The organism is Kitasatospora sp. NPDC023176 (assembly GCF_055560495.1).
The window spans coordinates 184,155-200,096 of record NZ_JBVHIP010000009.1 but is presented as its reverse complement, the minus strand read 5'-3'; the positions used below and the strand labels follow the sequence as shown (position 1 = coordinate 200,096).

Here is a 15,942-nt window from a genome sequence, read left to right as displayed (position 1 = left end):
CCTTGCGAAAGCGAGGGGCCTCTCGGCGTTTTCCGTCCTGGGCACCGGAGGAACGGCATCCCGGATGGCAGGAAAGGTGGGAAACCGGTCATTGCTGCCACCGCGGCCCGCTGACAGGCTGGCCGCATGAGAGCGCGCAGCGTGGTCGTCGTCCTCTACGAGGGCGTGCAGAGCCTGGACGTGACCGGGCCCATGGAGGTGTTCGCGGGAGCGGGCGCGGCCGCCGGGCAGCCGGGCGCGTACCGGGTGACCACCGCCTCGCTCGGCGGCGGGCCGGTGGCCAGCACCAGCGGGCTGCGGCTGCTGCCGGACACCGACCTGGCCGAGGCCGGGCCGGTGCACACCCTGCTGGTCCCCGGCGGGCAGGGCGGCGAGCCGCCGGACGGCCTGCTGGTGGCACGGATCCGGGAGCTGGCCGGCCGGGCCGAGCGGGTGGTTTCGGTGTGCACCGGCGCCTTCCTGCTCGCCGAGGCCGGACTGCTCTCCGGACGCCGGGTGACCACCCACTGGGCCTACTGCGGGGAACTGGCCCGGCGGTTCCCGGACGTCACGGTCGACCCGGATCCGATCCACGTCCGGGACGGCCACATCGCCACCTCGGCCGGGGTCACCGCCGGGATCGACCTGGCGCTGGCCCTGGTCGAGGAGGACCACGGCCGGGACGCCGCGCTGCTGATCGCCCGTCACCTGGTGGTCTTCCTGCGCCGGCCGGGCAACCAGGCCCAGTTCAGCACCCAGTTGGCCGCCCAGGTGGCGGCCCGGCAGCCGCTGCGCGAGGTCCAGCGGTGGATCGCCGAGCACCCCGAGGCCGACCTGTCGGTCGAGGCGCTGGCCCACCGGTCGGCGCTGTCGCCGCGGCACTTCGCCCGGGCCTTCGCCGCCGAGGTGGGGGTGACCCCGGGCCGGTACGTGGACTCGGTCCGGCTGGAGGCCGCCCGGCGGCAGCTGGAGGACACCGACGACGGCATCGAGGAGATCGCCCGCTCCTGCGGCTACGGCACCCCGGAGGCGATGCGGCGCGCCTTCGTCCGGTCCCTGGCCGCCCCGCCCGCCGAGTACCGACGCCGCTTCCGGTCCCAGCCCGGTGGTTCCCCACCCGATGGTTCGCGGCCCGGTGGTTCCCCGCCCGATGGTTCGCGGCCCGGTGGTTCCCCGCCCGATGGTTCGCAGCCCCTTGGAGGTCACTGATGCGCATCGCCGTCCTGCTCTACCCCGACTTCACCACCCTCGACGCGGTCGGCCCGTACGAGGTGCTGTCCCGGATCCCCGGGGCCGAGGTGGTGTTCACCTCCGCGCAGCGCGGGCCGGTCCGCAACGACCGGACCAGCCTGGCGATCACCGCGGACGCCACGCTGGACGAGGTGGACTCGGCCGACCTGCTCCTCGTCCCCGGCGGCCCCGGGACGGAGGCGCAGCTGACCGACGAGGCGGTGCTCGACTGGGTGCGCCGGGTGGACGCGACCACCACCTGGACCACCTCGGTCTGCTCCGGCTCGCTGATCCTGGGCGCCGCCGGGCTGCTCCGGGGCCGCCGGGCCACCACCCACTGGGGCGTCCTGGACCGCCTGCCCGGCTTCGGGGCGGAGCCGACCGGCACCGAGCGGATCGTGGTCGACGGCAAGTACGCGACCGCGGCCGGGGTCTCGGCCGGGATCGACCTCGCGCTGCGGCTGACCGGCCTGATCGCCGGGGACGCCACCGCGGAGGCGATCCAGCTGCTCATCGAGTACGACCCGCAGCCGCCGTACTCTGCCGGCTCGCTCGCGACGGCCTCCCCGGCGGCGGTCGAGGGGGCGAGGCGGCTGCTGCTGGGCTGACGGCCCAGCGGGGTCGCGGGGGCCGCACCCGACCGGGCGCGGACCCCGCGACACGGGCTCCGGGGCACGGACCCGGCCTCCGGTCAGCGGCCGAAGTAGCCGTCGAAGTTCCTGGAGAACTCCCGGCCGCCGAACTGGTCCCAGTTGACCGACCAGGTCATCAGCCCGGCCAGGTTCGGCTGGGCCCCCGAACGCGGCACGTACGTACCGCAGTTGACCAGCCTGGTGAGGCAGTCCAGCGCCTTGTCCACCTCGGCCGGGGCGATGTAGCCGTTGCCCGCGTTGGTGGTGGCCGGCATGCCGATGGCGACCTTCGAGGCGGGCAGCGGCGGGAACACGTTGGCGGCGTTGCCCGCGACCGGGAAGCCCTTGAGCAGCAGGTCGGTCATCGCGACGTGGAAGTCGGCGCCGCCCATGGAGTGGTACTGGTTGTCCAGGCCCATGACGGAGCCGGAGTTGTAGTCCTGGACGTGCAGCAGGGTGAGGTCGTCGCGCAGCGCGTAGATGACCGGCAGGTACGCCCCGGCGCGCGGGTCCTGGCCGCCCCAGGGGCCGGATCCGTAGTACTGGTAGCCGAGTTGGACGAAGAACGTCTCCGGCGCCATGGTCAGCACGAAGCCCGGACCGTACTTGGCCTTGAGGGTCTTCAGTGCCGAGATCAGGTTGACGATGACCGCGCTCTTCGGGTTCTTGAAGTCGGTGTCGCCGGTGTCGAGGGAGAGCGAGTGGCCCTCGAAGTCGATGTCCAGGCCGTCCAGGCCCCACGTGTCGATGATCGCCGAGACCGAGCTGACGAAGGCGTCCCGGGCGGCGGCGGTGGTCAGCTGGACCTGGCCGTTCTGGCCGCCGATCGAGATCAGCACCTTCTTGCCCTGGGCGCGCTTGGCGGCGATGGCGGCCTTGAAGTCGGCGTCGGACTCGGCGGTCGGGCAGTCGGTGGTCGAGCAGCGGTTGAAGCGGATGTCGCCGGAGGTCGGGGCGGTCGGCTCGCCGAAGGAGAGGTCGATGACGTCCCAGGAGCCGGGGACGTCGGCCAGCCGGGTGTAGCCGGCGCCGTTGGCGAAGCTGGCGTGCAGGTAGCCGACCAGGGTGTGGCCGCCGGAGGGGGTGCCCGTGGGCGTTCCGGTGGGGGTGGACGTCGGGGTGCCGGTGGGGGTGCCGGTGGGCGTGGACGTCGGCGTGGACGTCGGCGTGGACGTCGGCGTCGGGGTGGGCGTCGGGCTGGGGGCGCCCGGGCCGTCCAGCGAGACGTCGTCCGCGTAGTAGGTGCCCTGGCCGTACCAGCCGTGGGTGTACACGGTGGCGGTGGTCTGGTTGGCGCCGGTGGTGAAGCTGACGCTGAGCTTCTGGTAGCCGCCACCGGTGCCGGGGGTCCAGGTGCTGGGGCCGCCGCCGTCGACGCCCAGGTAGACGTAGGAGCCGTTGACGTAGGCGCTGAGCGTGTAGGTGGTGCTGGGCGCGACGGCGACGGTCTGGGAGCACTGGGCGGTGTCGCCGGCGGTGGCGGCGGCGGCGAGCGCGTGGCCGCCGCTGTGCACGGGGGTCGTGACGACGCTGCCGGAGTTGCCGGTGCAGCTCCAGGGGCCGAGCGAGCCGGACTCGAAGCCGCCGTTGACCAGGAACTCTCCGGCCGAGGCGGCGGGCGCCGGACCCAGGGTGACGCCGACCAGGGTGGCGGCGGCGACGGCGGAGGCGGTGCCGGCGGCGAGTGCGGCACGGCGGTGTCTGGGCATGGTCGATCTGCGCATGGCGGGTGCTCCCTGCGGTGGCGCGGTCGTGGGGGACGTCCGAGGGCACGCCGGAGCACGCGCCAGTGGGGGGGAACGGCCCGGCCTGGCACCCAAGTTGGACTAGACCACTGAAGTGGATCCGACAGTGCGCTGTCAATGGTCCAGACCGGTCCGGGAGCCCGGCGGGACCGCCCCGGTTGCCGGGGGTGACACCCCGTCGAAGGATGGAGGAGTGACCCCGCCCGGCTACCTCCGCCACCCCCACCTGCACGGCGACCTGCTCGCCTTCACCGCCGAGGACGACGTCTGGATCGCGCCGCTGGACGCCGGCGCCGCCACCACCGGCCGGGCCTGGCGGGTCGGCTGCGACCGCACCCGGGTCAGCCACCCCCGCTTCTCCCCCGACGGCCGCACCCTCGCCTGGACCAGCTGGCTCGGCCTGACCCCCGAGGTGTGGACCGCCCCGACCGAGGGCGGCGAGGCCCGCCGGCTCAGCTACTGGGGCAGCCAGGACACCCGGGTGCGCGGCTGGCTGCCGGACGGCGAGGTCCTGGCCGTCACCTCCTTCCACGAGCCCTTCGGCCACTACACCTGGGCGCACGCCCTGCCGCCCGACGGCTCCCCCGGCCGCCGGATGCCCTGGGGCCCGGTCGGCGACGCCCAGCTGAGCCGGCGGCGGACCGTCCTGCTCACCGGCTCCGCCCCGCACGAACCCGCCGCCTGGAAGCGCTACCGCGGCGGCGCCGTCGGCCGGCTCTGGGTGGACGGCGAACGGATCCTGCCCGAGCACACCGGCCACCTCGCCTCCCCCATGCCGGTCGACGACCGGATCGCCTTCCTCTCCGACCACGAGGGCATCGGCAACCTCTACTCCTGCCGCCCCGACGGCACCGACCTGCGCCGGCACACCGACCACGCCTCCTACTACGCCCGCGAGGCCGCCACCGACGGCACCCGGATCGTCTACCAGCACGCCGGCGACCTCTGGCTGCTCGACGGCCTGGACGCCCCCGCCCCGCGCCGGCTGGACGTGCCGCTCGGCGGCGCCCGGGCCGGCCGCCGCCCGTACCAGGTCGGCGCCGCCTCCCAGGTCAAGGACCTCGCCTGCGACCAGACCGGGCGGGCCGGGGTGATCACCGTGCGCGGCAGCCAGTACTGGCTCACCCACAAGGACGGCCCGGCCCGGGCCCTCGCCGACACCCCCGGGGTCCGCACCCGGCTGCCCGTGGTGCTCGGCCACACCGACGAGGCCGCCTGGATCACCGACGCCGAGGGCGCCGACGCGATCGAGGTGGTGCCGCTGCCCGGACACGAGGAGGCCGCGCACCACCACCACCGGGTGCTCGCCGCCGGCCGGCTCGGCCGGGCCCTGGAGCTCACCGCCGCCCCCGACGGCGCCCGGCTCGCCGTCACCACCTCCGACGGGCGGCTGCTGCTGGTGACCGCCGCCGACGGTGAGGTCCGCGAACTGGCCGCCTCCGACTACGGGCCCGTCTCCAGCGCCCGGTTCTCCCCCGACTCGCACTGGATCGCCTGGTCCCAGCCGGCCGCCGGGCGCTCACTGCGCCGGATCCGGCTCACCCGCACCGACGCCCCCGCGCCGATCACCGACGTCACCGACGGCCGGTTCGAGGACGAGCAGCCGGTGTTCACCCGGGACGGCCGCTACCTGGCCTTCCTGTCCTGGCGCGGCTTCGACCCCGTCCACGACGTGCACACCGGCGACCTCTCCTTCCCGGTCGGCTGCCGCCCCTACCTCGTCCCGCTCACCGCCGACACGCCCTCCCCGTTCGCCGCGCCCACCGAGGACGGCGCCCCGCGCGGGGACGGCGGCGGCGACGGCACCGTCCGGGTCGACCCCCAGGGCATCGGCGAGCGGCTGCTGCAGTTCCCGGTGATCGCCTCCAAGTACTCGGCCACCGACGCGGTGCGCGGCGGCCTGGTCTGGCTGCGCTGGCCGATCTCCGGCACCCTCGGGCAGACCTTCGCCAGCCCCGACGACACCTCCGGCCGCCCCTCCCTGGAGCACTTCGACCTGGCCCGGGGCACCCGCAGCACGCTGGTCGACAAGCTGGACGGCTACGCGGTCTCCGGGGACGGCGGCTCGATCGCGGTCTACTCGGCCGGGACGCTGCGGGTGGTCCCGGTCGGCGCCCCCTCCGCCGGGACCAGCGTCGACCTGCGCCGGATCACCCACACCGTGCACCCCGCCGCCGAGTGGCGCCAGGCGTACCACGAGGCGGCCCGGATCGTCCGGGACCAGTTCTGGGACGAGCGGATGTCCGGGCTGGACTGGCCCGCCCTGGTCGCCCAGTACGAGCCGCTGCTGGAACGGATCTGCTCACCCGACGACTTCGCCGACCTGCTGCGCGAGCTCCTCGGCGAACTCGGCACCTCGCACGCCTACGTCACCCCCTCCCGGCGCGCCGAGGGCCCCACCCTCGCCCAGCAGCCGCTCGGCCTGCTCGGCGCCAACGCCCACCGCGCCCCCGACGGCCGCTGGCTGGTCGACCGGGTGCTGCCCGGCGAGTCCTCCGACCCGCGCGCCCGCGCCCCGCTGGCGGCCCGGGGCGTCCGGGACGGCGACGAGCTGCTGGAGATCGGGGGCCGCCCGGTGGACCCGGTGCGCGGACCGCTGCCGCTGCTGGCCGGCACCGGCGGCACCACCGTCGAACTCGCCCTGCGCAGCGGCCCGGACGGCCCGGTGCGGCGGATCACCGTCACCCCGCTGACCGACGAACGGGCCGTCCGCTACCAGGACTGGGTGACCAAACGGCGTTCCCTGGTACGGGAGTTCAGCGACGGCCGGTGCGGCTACCTGCACATCCCGGACCTCGGCGGCTCCGGCTGGGCCCAGTTCAACCGGGACCTGCGGCGCGAACTGGACAAGCCCGCGCTGGTGCTGGACGTACGCGGCAACGCCGGCGGCAACGTCTCCGAACTCGTCCTGGAGAAGCTCACCCGGCACGTCCTCGCCTGGGACTTCAGCCGGGACCGCCAGCCCGTCCGCTGGCCCCGGCACGCGCTGCGCGGCCCGCTGGTGGCGCTCGCCGACGAGGCGACCAGCTCGGACGGGGACGTGATCATCGCGGCGATCAAACTGCTCGGCCTCGGCCCGGTGATCGGCAACCGCACCTGGGGCGGGGTGGTCGGGATGACCGGGCGGCACACCCTGGGCGACGGCACCCAGATCTCGGTGCCGAAGAACGCCTCCTGGTTCGGCGGCGGGCTCGGCTGGTCGGTGGAGAACCGGGGCGTGGAACCGGACGTGCACGTGCTGCGCACCCCCCAGGACTGGGCCCGGGGGCGCCATCCGGAGCTGGTCGCCGCCGTCCAACTCGCCCTGGAACTGCTGGAGGACGCGCCGGCGGCGGCGCCCCCGCCGGAATCCACGCCCCGGCCGGACCTGCGGCGACCGCCACTGCCGCCGCGGGCCGGTTGACCGCCGCGGGCCGGCTGACCTGGAGGGGCCGGACGACCGCGGCGGAGAGACGGATGACCGAGGGGCTCAGCCCCAGGGGTCGCCCTCGGCCGTCATGTTCTCGGCGGCACGCCGGTCGGCCTCCTCCTGGGCGACCCTCTCCTGGGCGAGCTTCTCCTGGGAGTCCCGGGTGCGCTCGACCTCCTCGCCGTACGCGTCGGCGGCCTCGTCGTGGGCGAGGGCGGCGCGCTGAGCGGCCTCCTGCCCGGTGGACTCGTGCTGCGGCGGCCGGTGGAACAGCCTGTCCAAGATGCCCATGACTCCTCCTGCTGCGGACGGAACTGTGGAACTCCGGGCTGCCCCCACTCTCACACCGGGGACCGAGGGGTGCACCTTGAGCCTTTGGTCCCTGGTGAACGCGTCGAAGGGCCGTAGTCGGGCGGCGCGGGACGGGCGGAGGGTGGCGGTGTGAGGAACTCGACCGAGGAACTGCACGACGGACCGCGCCGGCGGGTCGGCCCGCTGGCCGCGCTGGACGGGCGGCTGCCCGGCACCCACGACCTGCTGCTGATGCAGTGCCCCGGCTCGCTGCGCCCGGTCGCGGGCGGCGAGCTGCCGGACTGGGCGCGGACGGTGCTGCGGGCGCACCCCTGGGTGACCGTCGGTCGGGCGCCCTCGCCGGCCGGCGCCCCGGTGGACGTGCCGCGCCCGCAGCACTGCACCCGGGACGAGGAGGCGGCGCCCGAGCACCGGATCCCGGTGACGGTGCGCGGCCCGCGCCCCGGGCAGCGGCTGGACGCGCTGGCCCCCTGGGCCGCGGTGGCCCGGACGCTGCGGCCCGAGCACCTGGCCGAGCGGCGGGCGCGACTGGCCCCCGCCCGGGTCGACGGCATCCCGGCGCTGGCCCTGCTGCCGGAGGTCGGCCGGCTGGTCGCGGACCACCGGCTCCCCTGGGGCCCGATCGGCGCGGTCGGCTACGAGCTGGGCACCGGCGTCCCGGTGGCCGGGCCGCTGAGCCCGCTGCGGCTGGTGCTGCGCGCCCCGCACCCGGTCAGCCGGCGGGACGCGCTGCAGCTGCGCCGGGCGCTGAGCAGGCTGCCGGTGCCGGTGCAGGCCGAGCTGGAGACCCGCTACGGCGCCGTCCAGCTCGCCGAGTACGCGGCGGGGGTGCACACCTTCACCCTGCTGACGCCGTACGGGCCCCGGGAGGTCCACGATCCGTGGTTCCCCCGGGGCCCGTACGGGTAGGCGAGGTCAGCCGCTGACGCTGGGCGCGCCCGTCTCCAGGTGGCCGGTGAAGCGCTGCGACCAGGTGGCGTCGGCGTCCACCGTGACGGTGAAGTCGTACCAGCCGTTGTTGTAGGCGACCGCGTTGAAGAAGTCGCTGACGCTGCCGCCGGCCGGCACCTGGTACGTCCAGGGGCCGTCCGTGCGGTAGTTGCCGGACGTGATGGTGAAGGTCATCGAGGCGCTGCCGGTGTTGGCCAGCTTGAAGTAGACCGCCGGCTTGCCGGTGCCCGGCTCGACCGCGTACGAGGCGGTGACGGCCGCGTTCTTGCCGGCCTTGGTGGCGTCGCCCTTGAAGCGGCGCAGGAAGCGGTTGGGGCCGACCACGGTGAGGTCGTAGGGGCCGCCGCCGAAGTTGGTGCCGCAGTTGAAGAAGTCGCTGGTGCCGGCGCCCGGGTCGACGGTGTACTGCCAGGGGCCGCCGCCGCGGTAGGCGTTGGCGTAGGCGGCGAAGTGCGCGGCCCGGGTGGCCACGGTGCCGCTGTTGTCCATCCTGATCCAGACCTTCATCACTCCGCCCGAGCCGAACTCCAGGTGGTCCAGGTTGGCGTTCGGCTGGTACGGCAGGGCACGGGCCGGGCGGGTGCCGGGCTCCTGCGCGGGCAGCGCGTTGTTGCTCGGCGCGGGGTTGGGCAGCGGGCCGCAGGTGGACAGGCCGATGGTCTGCGAGGTGTCGGGCAGCGTGGGCATGCCGTACACCGGGTTGGCGAAGTCGAAGACCGAGGTGAGGTCGCCGCAGACCTGGCGGCGCCAGGCGCTGATGTTGGGGCTGGTGGCGGGCTGCCCGAGGGCGGCCGTCCACACCTCCAGGAAGCGCAGCACCGAGGTGTGGTCGAAGGTCTCGGAGTTGACCCAGCCGCCGCGGGTCCACGGGGAGACGGCGATCAGCGGGACGCGGAAGCCGAGGCCGATGTTGGTGGAGTTGCAGAACTCGCCGGCGGTGCCGGCGGGGGCGGCCGGCGGCGGGACGTGGTCGAAGAAGCCGTCGTTCTCGTCGTAGTTGATCAGCAGGACGGTGGAGTTGAACACGTTGGGGTCCGCGTTCAGGGCGTCCATCACCAGGTGGACGAAGTGCGCGCCGTCCTCGGGGGTGGCGTAGGGGTGCTCGGAGGACTGCTGGTCGGCGACGATCCAGGAGACCTGCGGCAGGGTGCCGTTCTGCACGTCGGCCCGGATCGCGGCGGCGATGTCGTCCGGGGTCCGGCCGGTGACCTTGGGCACCGAGCCCATGCCCTTGACGGCCAGCGGGCTGCCGGCCGCGGCGCCGGTGAACTGGCTGAAGTAGGCGAGGGCGTTGTCGCCGAAGTTGTCGGCGGCGTTCTGGTAGACCTTCCAGCTGACGCCGGCGTTCTCCAGCGCCTCGGCGTAGGTCTGCCAGCGCAGGTTGGACTCGGAGCCGCCGTCGTAGGCCGGGCCGCCCGCGGTGCCGGCCGGGTCGATCGTCCCGCTCCAGTGGTAGGTGCGGTTGGGGCCGGTCGCGCTGAGCACCGAGCAGTGGTAGGCGTCGCAGATGGTCCAGTTGTCGGCCAGCGCGTAGTGGAACGGGATGTCGGCGCGCTGCAGGTAGCCGAGGGTGCGGACGGTGCCCTTGGCGGACACCCAGGAGTCCATCTTGCCGCCGTTCCAGGCCCGGTGCTGGTCGGACCAGGCGTGCGAGAGGTCGCCGTTGCACTGCGCCTGGGTCTCCGCGGAGCCGCTGTTGCCCGAGGGGTTGAAGGCCCACGGGTACTGGCGGGCGAACAGGCCGTTCGGCTGGTTGAAGACGCTGTAGCCGCCGGAGATCTGGATGGCGGCCTTGTCGGCGAAGCCCCGGACGCCCTTGAGGGTGCCGAAGTAGTGGTCGAAGCTCCGGTTCTCCTGCATCAGGATCACCACGTGCTGCACGTCGGTGATGGTGCCCGTGGTGCTGAGCGTGGTGCTGTCGGCGGTCGCGGCGGCGGCGCTCGGGGCGGCGGCGCCCACGACGTCGGCGCCGGCCACCGCGAGGCCGGCCGCGGTGGCGCCGGACAGCGTGACGAACTTCCTACGACTCAACTCGGCCATCAGACCGGTCCGTCCCTTCACTGGCGATGTTGTGTACACAACTCGGGGCCATCGATCGCGGAGCAGTCTCCACCGCGGCCGCAGCGGCCACCAGATGCGCGCAGCAGGGTTGTCGGACTGTTCGCCCGGGTGTCACCGAACGACGCCGGGCTGAACGCCCGGCTGATGCGACAAGGAGGAGGTGAACCGGTCAGCGGTCCTTGACCTCGATGCCCAGCGCCTGGGCGAACTGCGGCGCCAGCTCCAGCAGTTGGCTGGTGCTGATGACCGCCCCGCGCAGCCCCTGGTGACCGTCCGCCAGCCCGAGCCGGACGGCGCCGCGCAGATCGGTCTTGCTCAGGACGGCCCCGCGCAACCGGACCTCCTCCAGCGTCGAGCCGGGGAAGGACACCCCGGTCAGCTTCGCCTCGCCGAAGTCCACGTCGCGCAGCAGGCAGTCCTCGAACACGACGTCCCGCAGCACGGCCGACCGCAGGTTGACCGCCTCCAGCTTGCAGCCGCGGAACACCACCCGGCGCAGCGCGGCGCCGTACCCGGCGACCCCGGCCAGCACCCCGCCGACGAAGGCGCTGTCCTGCCACTCGGTGTCGCTCAGGTCGCAGGCCACCCAGCGGCCGGCCTGCACCCAGACCTCGTTGAACCGGGCCTGGCGCAGCTTGACCCCGCTGAGCGCGACCCCGGTGAAGGCGCACTCCAGGAAGGCCGCCCCGGCGCCGGACTCGTCGGTGTGCTCGCCGCCGTCGAAGTGCGCGGTGTCGTAGCGCTCGTCGCTGCGCAGCGGGCCGGTGTGCGGGCGCAGCAGGTCGGCGTACGGGAGGTCGGCGAGCTGCTCGGGGACGGAACGGGGCATGGCGGCGGCGCCTTTCGGATCGGGGGCGAACGGGTCTCGCCCGCATGCTCGCACGCGCCACCGACAGTTCCGTCCGCACGGACCGCTGCCCCGCCGGCCCCGCCGCCCCCGCCGTCGGCTCGGCGGCGACGCCCCAGCCCGGCCCGGCCCGGCCGACGGCGGACGCGGCCGGGCCGGGGCGCTCAGCGGGTGCCCGGGCGGATCAGCCGCGCGCCCAGAGCGAGTTGACCCGGCTGCGCTCGGTGCTGTTGGGATACGGGTTGGTGCAGGAGGTGCCGGGGCCGCCGCCCGACATCAGCTCGCTGCACGGGCCGGAGTAGTGGTCCGGCAGGCCGAGCACGTGCCCGGTCTCGTGGGCCGTCACCCGGACCGAGTTGTACTGCCGGTTCTGCTGGTAGTCGAGGAAGACGTAGCCGCGCCCGTGCCCGTCGGTGCTGGCGTACGAGCCGCGGCTGTCGTTGCCCTCGTAGTAGCGGAAGTCGGCGGCCGAGCCGGCCTGCAGCCTGACGTTGCTGACCGAGCCGTTCCAGATCTGCGCGGCACTGGCGATCTGGTTGCGGAAGGTCGGGGCGGAGCTGGCGTCGTAGGTGACCACGACGGTGGCCAGGGCCGGGTTGGCGGCCTGCTTGGCCTTGGCGGAGGCCATCACGGCCTGGAAGAACGCCTGGTTGTTCGCCGTCTCCTCGGCCGAACCGGCGTACGTCGAGGCGGTGTAGCCCTGCACCGCCGGGGCGGCGGGGGCCGCGGCGGCCGCGGTGGTGGGCAGCACGGCGAGGCCCGCCGCGAGGGCGAGGCCGAGGGTCGCGGACAGCACGGATCGCTTCATGTGGGGGCTCCTGAAGGGGTCCTGGAGGCAGGGGGGCTCCGGTCCTTGGCGCCGTGCCGGGTTGGGGGCCGGCTTGGGGGACGCCTGGCGACCGGGTGTCCCCAGAGCTTCGGGCAGCCCTGCGGCCGGGCGGATGATGTCAACCCGCGATAGCCCGGTCCAATACCCCTGTGCCCCGCCGGATTTCGGTCGCCTTTTACTCGTCTTGACCCAGCCATGCCCCTGGCATTCCGTTCCGGGGGCGGCTAGGCTCCCGGACGGGGAAGTACCCGTGCGGTGGCCCGCCCGTTTCCGGCCGGGCGGGCCACCGCGCCCGATTCACCTGCCGGGCACGTCAGTTGGCCGTCGCCACGCCGTTCGCCCAGAGTGCGTCGACCTGTGCGCTCTCGTTGGCGTCGGGGTGCGCGTTGGTGCAGGACGGGCCGGGGCCGTGGCCCGACATCAGTTCACTGCACGGCCCCGAGTAGTCGTCGGGCAGGCCCAGTACGTGCCCGGTCTCGTGGGCCACGATCCGCAGCGAGTAGTACTCCTGGGCCTGCTGGTGGTCGATGAAGATGTAGCCGTGCCCGTGTCCGTCGGTGCTGGCGTACGATCCGCTGCCGTCGCCCTCGGTGTACGAGAAGTCGCCGGTGCCGCTGGTCTCCTGGAGCTGGACATTGTGCACCGAACTGTTCCAGATCTGCGCGGCGTTGGCGATGTCGCCGGCGAAGGAGGGGGCGTTGGTGGTGTCGTAGGTGACGGTGACGGACTGCAGCCACGGGTCGGCGGCCCGCCTGGCCTCGGCGGAGGCCGTCACGGCCCGGAAGAACGCCTGGTTGTTCGCCGTCTCCTCGGCCGAGCCGGCGTACGTCGAGGCGGTGTGGCCGGGTGCGGCCGGGGCGGTGGGTGCGGCGACGGCGGCGGTGGGCAGGGCCACGAGCGTGGCGGCGAGGCCCAGACCGAGGGTCGCGGACAGCACGGATCGCTTCATGTGGGGGCTCCGAGTTCACGGTGCGCCGGTCCGCCGGGGCCGGTGGGGGCCGGCCCGGGCGGCTGCGGCGCGCGGTGGGGGCCGTCCCGGCCGGGGCCGGGGCGGTGTGGTGTCCCCGAGCTTCGACCCGTCCGGGCCCGTCGCGGATGATGTCAACCCGCGATAGCCCGGCCGCCTACCGGTGGGTATCCGCCGTGCGTGCCGTCGGCCTGCCTTGACTCTCTGTCATGTCCTTGGCGATACGGCTCGATGACGTCTATGCTCCCGTCGTGGAGCTCGACGTGAGACACCTCCGGGTGCTGTGCGCGATCGCCGACACCGGCAGCCTCCGCAAGGCCGCGCTCCAACTCGGCATGACCCAGCCCTCCCTCACCACCCAGCTGCACCGGATAGAACGGGCCATCGGCGGGACCCTGTTCACCCGCGAGCAGACCGGAAGCCGCCCCACGGCGCTCGGCCACTCGGTGCTGTCCCGGGCCCGGCCGGTGATCAGCGAGATGGCCGCGCTGGTCGCCGCCGCCCGCCAGGAGGCCCGGGACACCACCGGGCCCGACCGGCAACGACGGCTGCGGATCGGCAGCGTCGGCAGCCGGGCCGTCGCCGCCTGGCTGCGCCGGGTGCACGAGCGGCTGCCGGACACCGACACCACCATCCACGTCGACATCTCCGCCAGCGCCCTGCTGCGGATGGTCGCCGCCGACCAACTGGACGTGGCATTCGTCTACGAGAGCGAGGGCTTCCCGCTGCGGGTGCCGCCGGACGCCGAGCACCGGGTGCTGATGGCCCGCGAGCCGCAGTTCGTCGCGCTCGCCGCCGGGCACCCGGCCGCCGCCCGCCCGGTCGTCCACCTGGCCGACCTCGCCGAGGACACCTGGATGGTCGACCCGACCGCCGACCACGAGTACGCCGCGATGCGCCGGGTCTTCAGCGAGGCCGGGCTCAACCCCCGGGTGGTGCAGGTGCGGGACAACACCACCGCCGCCGAACTGGTCGCCTCCGGCGAGGCCGTCCGCCCCTGCCAGCCGACCTCGCTGCCCGGGCCCGGCACGGTGGTCCGCCCGGTGCACGGGGACCCGTTGGCCGTCCGGCTGCTGTTCACCTGGCGCCCCCGGGTGCTCAGCCCGCCCGCCCTGGACGCGCTCTACGGCGAACTGCGCGCCGCCTACCTGGACCTGGCCAAGGTCAACCCGGCCTACCTGGCCTGGCTGGCGCGGCACGAACCGGTGCTGCTGGGGCGCCTCTGAGCGGGGCCCACATCCGACGGCCGCCCGGCCGGGCTCACACCCGACGCCCGCCGAGCGAGGGTCACGGCCGGCAACCGCCCGGCCGGGTTCACCCCCGGCGGCCCTCCCGGCTGTGGATCAGCACGCCCACCGCGATCATCAGCGCGCAGACCAGGCCCGCCGCCGGCACCCCGGACCCGCCCAGCGCGGTGCAGGCCAGCACCAGCGCCGCCCCGACCGGCGCCACCGACTGGGCGACCAGGCCGCGCTTGGTGTGCCGGGAGTGCAGGTACCAGACGGTGACCAGGTAGACCGCGGTCGGCACGGTGACCGTCGCGGCGGCGGCCACCTCGGAGATCTCCGCCTTGTGCACCGCCGACTCCACCGCCACCTCCAGCCCGGCGCCGATCGCCGCCGCCGAGCCGAACACCAGGTAGTGCCCGTAACCCCAGGCGAAGGCCTGCCGGTTGGAGCGCAGGTGGTCGTGGACGGGCCGGGCGAAGTAGATCCACCAGGCCGCGAAGCAGATCAGCAGCCCGCCGGCCGCCACCGGCACCAGCCGGCCCAGCTCCTCGTGCTCGTCCACCGCCGACTGCACCGCCACCGTCGCGGCGGCCACCGTCTCGCCGAGCACGATCAGGGTGAACAGCCCGTACCGCTCGGCGATGTGGTGCGGGTGCCAGGAGGTCTGCATCCGCAGCTCGGCGACCACCGGCACGGCCAGCTCGCACAGCACCCCGACCGGGATGACCACCGGCCGGGCGGCGTCCGGCAGGAAGAGCAGCACCGTCCAGCCGACCTGGCAGATCGTGATCCCCACCGCGTACCGCAGCGCGACCCTGCGCGCCTCGCCCTGCTCGCTGGCCGCCGCGCGCAGCCACTGGGTGACCATCGCCAGCCGCATCACCACGTAGCCGGTGATCGCCAGCCGCAGGTCCTGGGTGGCGAACAGCCTCGGCACCCCGGCGGCCAGGATCAGCACGCCGGCGATCTGCACCAGCGTGGTGATCCGGTACGGCACGTCGTCGCAGTCGTACGCGGAGGCGAACCAGGTGAAGTTCATCCAGGCCCACCAGATGGCGAAGAAGGCGAGGGCGTAGCCGCGCAGGCCCTCGCCGTAGTGCCCGGCCGCCAGGGAGTGGGCGAGTTCGCGGCCGGCCTGGCCGACCGCGACCACGAAGCAGAGGTCGAAGAAGAGTTCCAGCGGGGTGGCGACCCGGTGCGACTCGTCGCGGGCGCGCGGGACCATCCGGCGCACCGGGGGCGGGTCGACGTGGTGCGCTCGGGGTGCCGCGGCGGCGGGTTCACTGGCCATCGGTGCTGCTCCGGGGGTCGGGAGGGGCGGACGGGGCCCGGGAGGGCCGCCGTCCCGCGCATCCTGGCAGCGGCCCGGGCCCTGCGCACGCACCGGCGCGGCGCGCGCGGCGCCGGGCTCGGAGGGGCGCGCGCACCACCGATCCGCACACCGATCCGCACACCGACCACGCACCGGTTCGCCCACCGATCCGTGCACCGGTTCGCGCGCCGATCCGTGCACCGATCCGCACCCGTGCGACAACTCCGTTCGAACCCGGGCGCGATGCCCCTTTATGCCCCTTTTCTCCTTGCCGTCAGCGAGAGTTGACGCCTCGGTGCGCGAAGTGGGTGACAGCGCGGCGGGTTTCCGGGCGCGCCCCGCGCGCTGCACCGCGCCCGGCCCGGCGGCCCCGCTAGATTCGTCCCCGGTTGGAAGCGAGCGCGGGCCCCCTGCGGGGCCCCACGACACGGGCGGCCTG

12 protein-coding genes are annotated in these 15,942 nt (G+C 74.4%); 5 read left to right on the top strand and 7 right to left on the bottom strand.

Going from position 1 to position 15,942, the window contains the following annotated elements; genetic code table 11:
- Positions 1–126 precede the first annotated feature (126 nt).
- A complete protein-coding gene (locus ACZ3YL_RS15955; protein ID WP_465657817.1) occupies positions 127–1,188 on the top strand; it encodes a GlxA family transcriptional regulator in 1,062 nt (353 codons plus the stop codon).
- The gene (locus ACZ3YL_RS15950; RefSeq protein ID WP_465657815.1) at positions 1,188–1,817 is read left to right on the top strand and encodes a DJ-1/PfpI family protein; all 630 of its coding nucleotides are present in this window, start codon (positions 1,188–1,190) and stop codon (positions 1,815–1,817) included. The genes ACZ3YL_RS15955 and ACZ3YL_RS15950 overlap by 1 nt, the downstream gene beginning before the upstream one ends.
- An 83-nt stretch (positions 1,818–1,900) precedes the next feature.
- Here the strand turns inward: ACZ3YL_RS15950 and ACZ3YL_RS15945 are convergent, their stop codons facing one another.
- Complete coding sequence (locus tag ACZ3YL_RS15945) at positions 1,901–3,565, bottom strand: chitinase (RefSeq protein WP_465657813.1); 1,665 nt, start codon at positions 3,563–3,565, stop codon at positions 1,901–1,903.
- Positions 3,566–3,779: 214 nt separating this feature from the next.
- On the opposite strand from ACZ3YL_RS15945, the gene ACZ3YL_RS15940 reads away from it, so the two are divergent.
- Entirely contained in the window at positions 3,780–6,989 is a 3,210-nt protein-coding gene (locus ACZ3YL_RS15940) for a S41 family peptidase (protein ID WP_465657811.1), read from the top strand.
- 66 nt (positions 6,990–7,055) lie between these two features.
- Here the strand turns inward: ACZ3YL_RS15940 and ACZ3YL_RS15935 are convergent, their stop codons facing one another.
- Positions 7,056–7,286 carry a hypothetical protein gene (locus tag ACZ3YL_RS15935; RefSeq protein WP_188304748.1) on the bottom strand — a complete coding sequence of 77 codons (231 nt, stop codon included), beginning with the start codon at positions 7,284–7,286 and terminating at the stop codon, positions 7,056–7,058.
- Between the two features lie 150 nt (positions 7,287–7,436).
- Between ACZ3YL_RS15935 and ACZ3YL_RS15930 the strand changes: the two genes are divergently transcribed.
- Positions 7,437–8,216 (top strand): phosphoribosyl-dephospho-CoA transferase MdcG domain-containing protein, encoded by a 780-nt coding sequence (locus tag ACZ3YL_RS15930; RefSeq protein ID WP_465657808.1) that lies wholly within the window; start codon positions 7,437–7,439, stop codon positions 8,214–8,216.
- Positions 8,217–8,222: 6 nt separating this feature from the next.
- Here ACZ3YL_RS15930 and ACZ3YL_RS15925 read toward each other — a convergent pair whose 3' ends face one another.
- The 4 genes from ACZ3YL_RS15925 to snpA (ACZ3YL_RS15910) form a co-directional block, all read right to left on the bottom strand.
- Complete coding sequence (locus tag ACZ3YL_RS15925) at positions 8,223–10,298, bottom strand: phosphocholine-specific phospholipase C (protein WP_465657875.1); 2,076 nt, start codon at positions 10,296–10,298, stop codon at positions 8,223–8,225.
- Positions 10,299–10,488: 190 nt separating this feature from the next.
- The gene (locus ACZ3YL_RS15920) at positions 10,489–11,148 is read right to left on the bottom strand and encodes a pentapeptide repeat-containing protein (RefSeq protein ID WP_465657807.1); all 660 of its coding nucleotides are present in this window, start codon (positions 11,146–11,148) and stop codon (positions 10,489–10,491) included.
- Positions 11,149–11,350: 202 nt separating this feature from the next.
- Positions 11,351–11,974 (bottom strand): snapalysin, encoded by a 624-nt coding sequence (gene snpA / locus ACZ3YL_RS15915; RefSeq protein ID WP_188307986.1) that lies wholly within the window; start codon positions 11,972–11,974, stop codon positions 11,351–11,353.
- A 334-nt stretch (positions 11,975–12,308) separates the two neighbouring features.
- Entirely contained in the window at positions 12,309–12,944 is a 636-nt protein-coding gene (gene snpA, locus ACZ3YL_RS15910) for a snapalysin (protein WP_465657805.1), read from the bottom strand.
- 269 nt (positions 12,945–13,213) lie between these two features.
- On the opposite strand from snpA (ACZ3YL_RS15910), the gene ACZ3YL_RS15905 reads away from it, so the two are divergent.
- The gene (locus ACZ3YL_RS15905) at positions 13,214–14,188 is read left to right on the top strand and encodes a LysR family transcriptional regulator (RefSeq protein WP_317621340.1); all 975 of its coding nucleotides are present in this window, start codon (positions 13,214–13,216) and stop codon (positions 14,186–14,188) included.
- 88 nt (positions 14,189–14,276) lie between these two features.
- Here the strand turns inward: ACZ3YL_RS15905 and ACZ3YL_RS15900 are convergent, their stop codons facing one another.
- The gene (locus ACZ3YL_RS15900; protein ID WP_465657803.1) at positions 14,277–15,482 is read right to left on the bottom strand and encodes a low temperature requirement protein A; all 1,206 of its coding nucleotides are present in this window, start codon (positions 15,480–15,482) and stop codon (positions 14,277–14,279) included.
- Positions 15,483–15,942: the final 460 nt, after the last annotated feature.

Excerpts from the sequence above, each read along its gene's own strand:
- ACZ3YL_RS15955 (WP_465657817.1), top strand. The coding sequence starts at position 127 with ATGAGAGCGCGCAGCGTGGTCGTCGTCCTCTACGAGGGCGTGCAGAGC.
- ACZ3YL_RS15950 (WP_465657815.1), top strand. The coding sequence starts at position 1,188 with ATGCGCATCGCCGTCCTGCTCTACCCCGACTTCACCACCCTCGACGCG.
- ACZ3YL_RS15945 (WP_465657813.1), bottom strand. The coding sequence starts at position 3,565 with ATGCGCAGATCGACCATGCCCAGACACCGCCGTGCCGCACTCGCCGCC.
- ACZ3YL_RS15935 (WP_188304748.1), bottom strand. The coding sequence starts at position 7,286 with ATGGGCATCTTGGACAGGCTGTTCCACCGGCCGCCGCAGCACGAGTCC.
- ACZ3YL_RS15925 (WP_465657875.1), bottom strand. The coding sequence starts at position 10,298 with ATGGCCGAGTTGAGTCGTAGGAAGTTCGTCACGCTGTCCGGCGCCACC.
- ACZ3YL_RS15920 (WP_465657807.1), bottom strand. The coding sequence starts at position 11,148 with ATGCCCCGTTCCGTCCCCGAGCAGCTCGCCGACCTCCCGTACGCCGAC.
- snpA (WP_188307986.1), bottom strand. The coding sequence starts at position 11,974 with ATGAAGCGATCCGTGCTGTCCGCGACCCTCGGCCTCGCCCTCGCGGCG.
- snpA (WP_465657805.1), bottom strand. The coding sequence starts at position 12,944 with ATGAAGCGATCCGTGCTGTCCGCGACCCTCGGTCTGGGCCTCGCCGCC.
- ACZ3YL_RS15900 (WP_465657803.1), bottom strand. The coding sequence starts at position 15,482 with ATGGCCAGTGAACCCGCCGCCGCGGCACCCCGAGCGCACCACGTCGAC.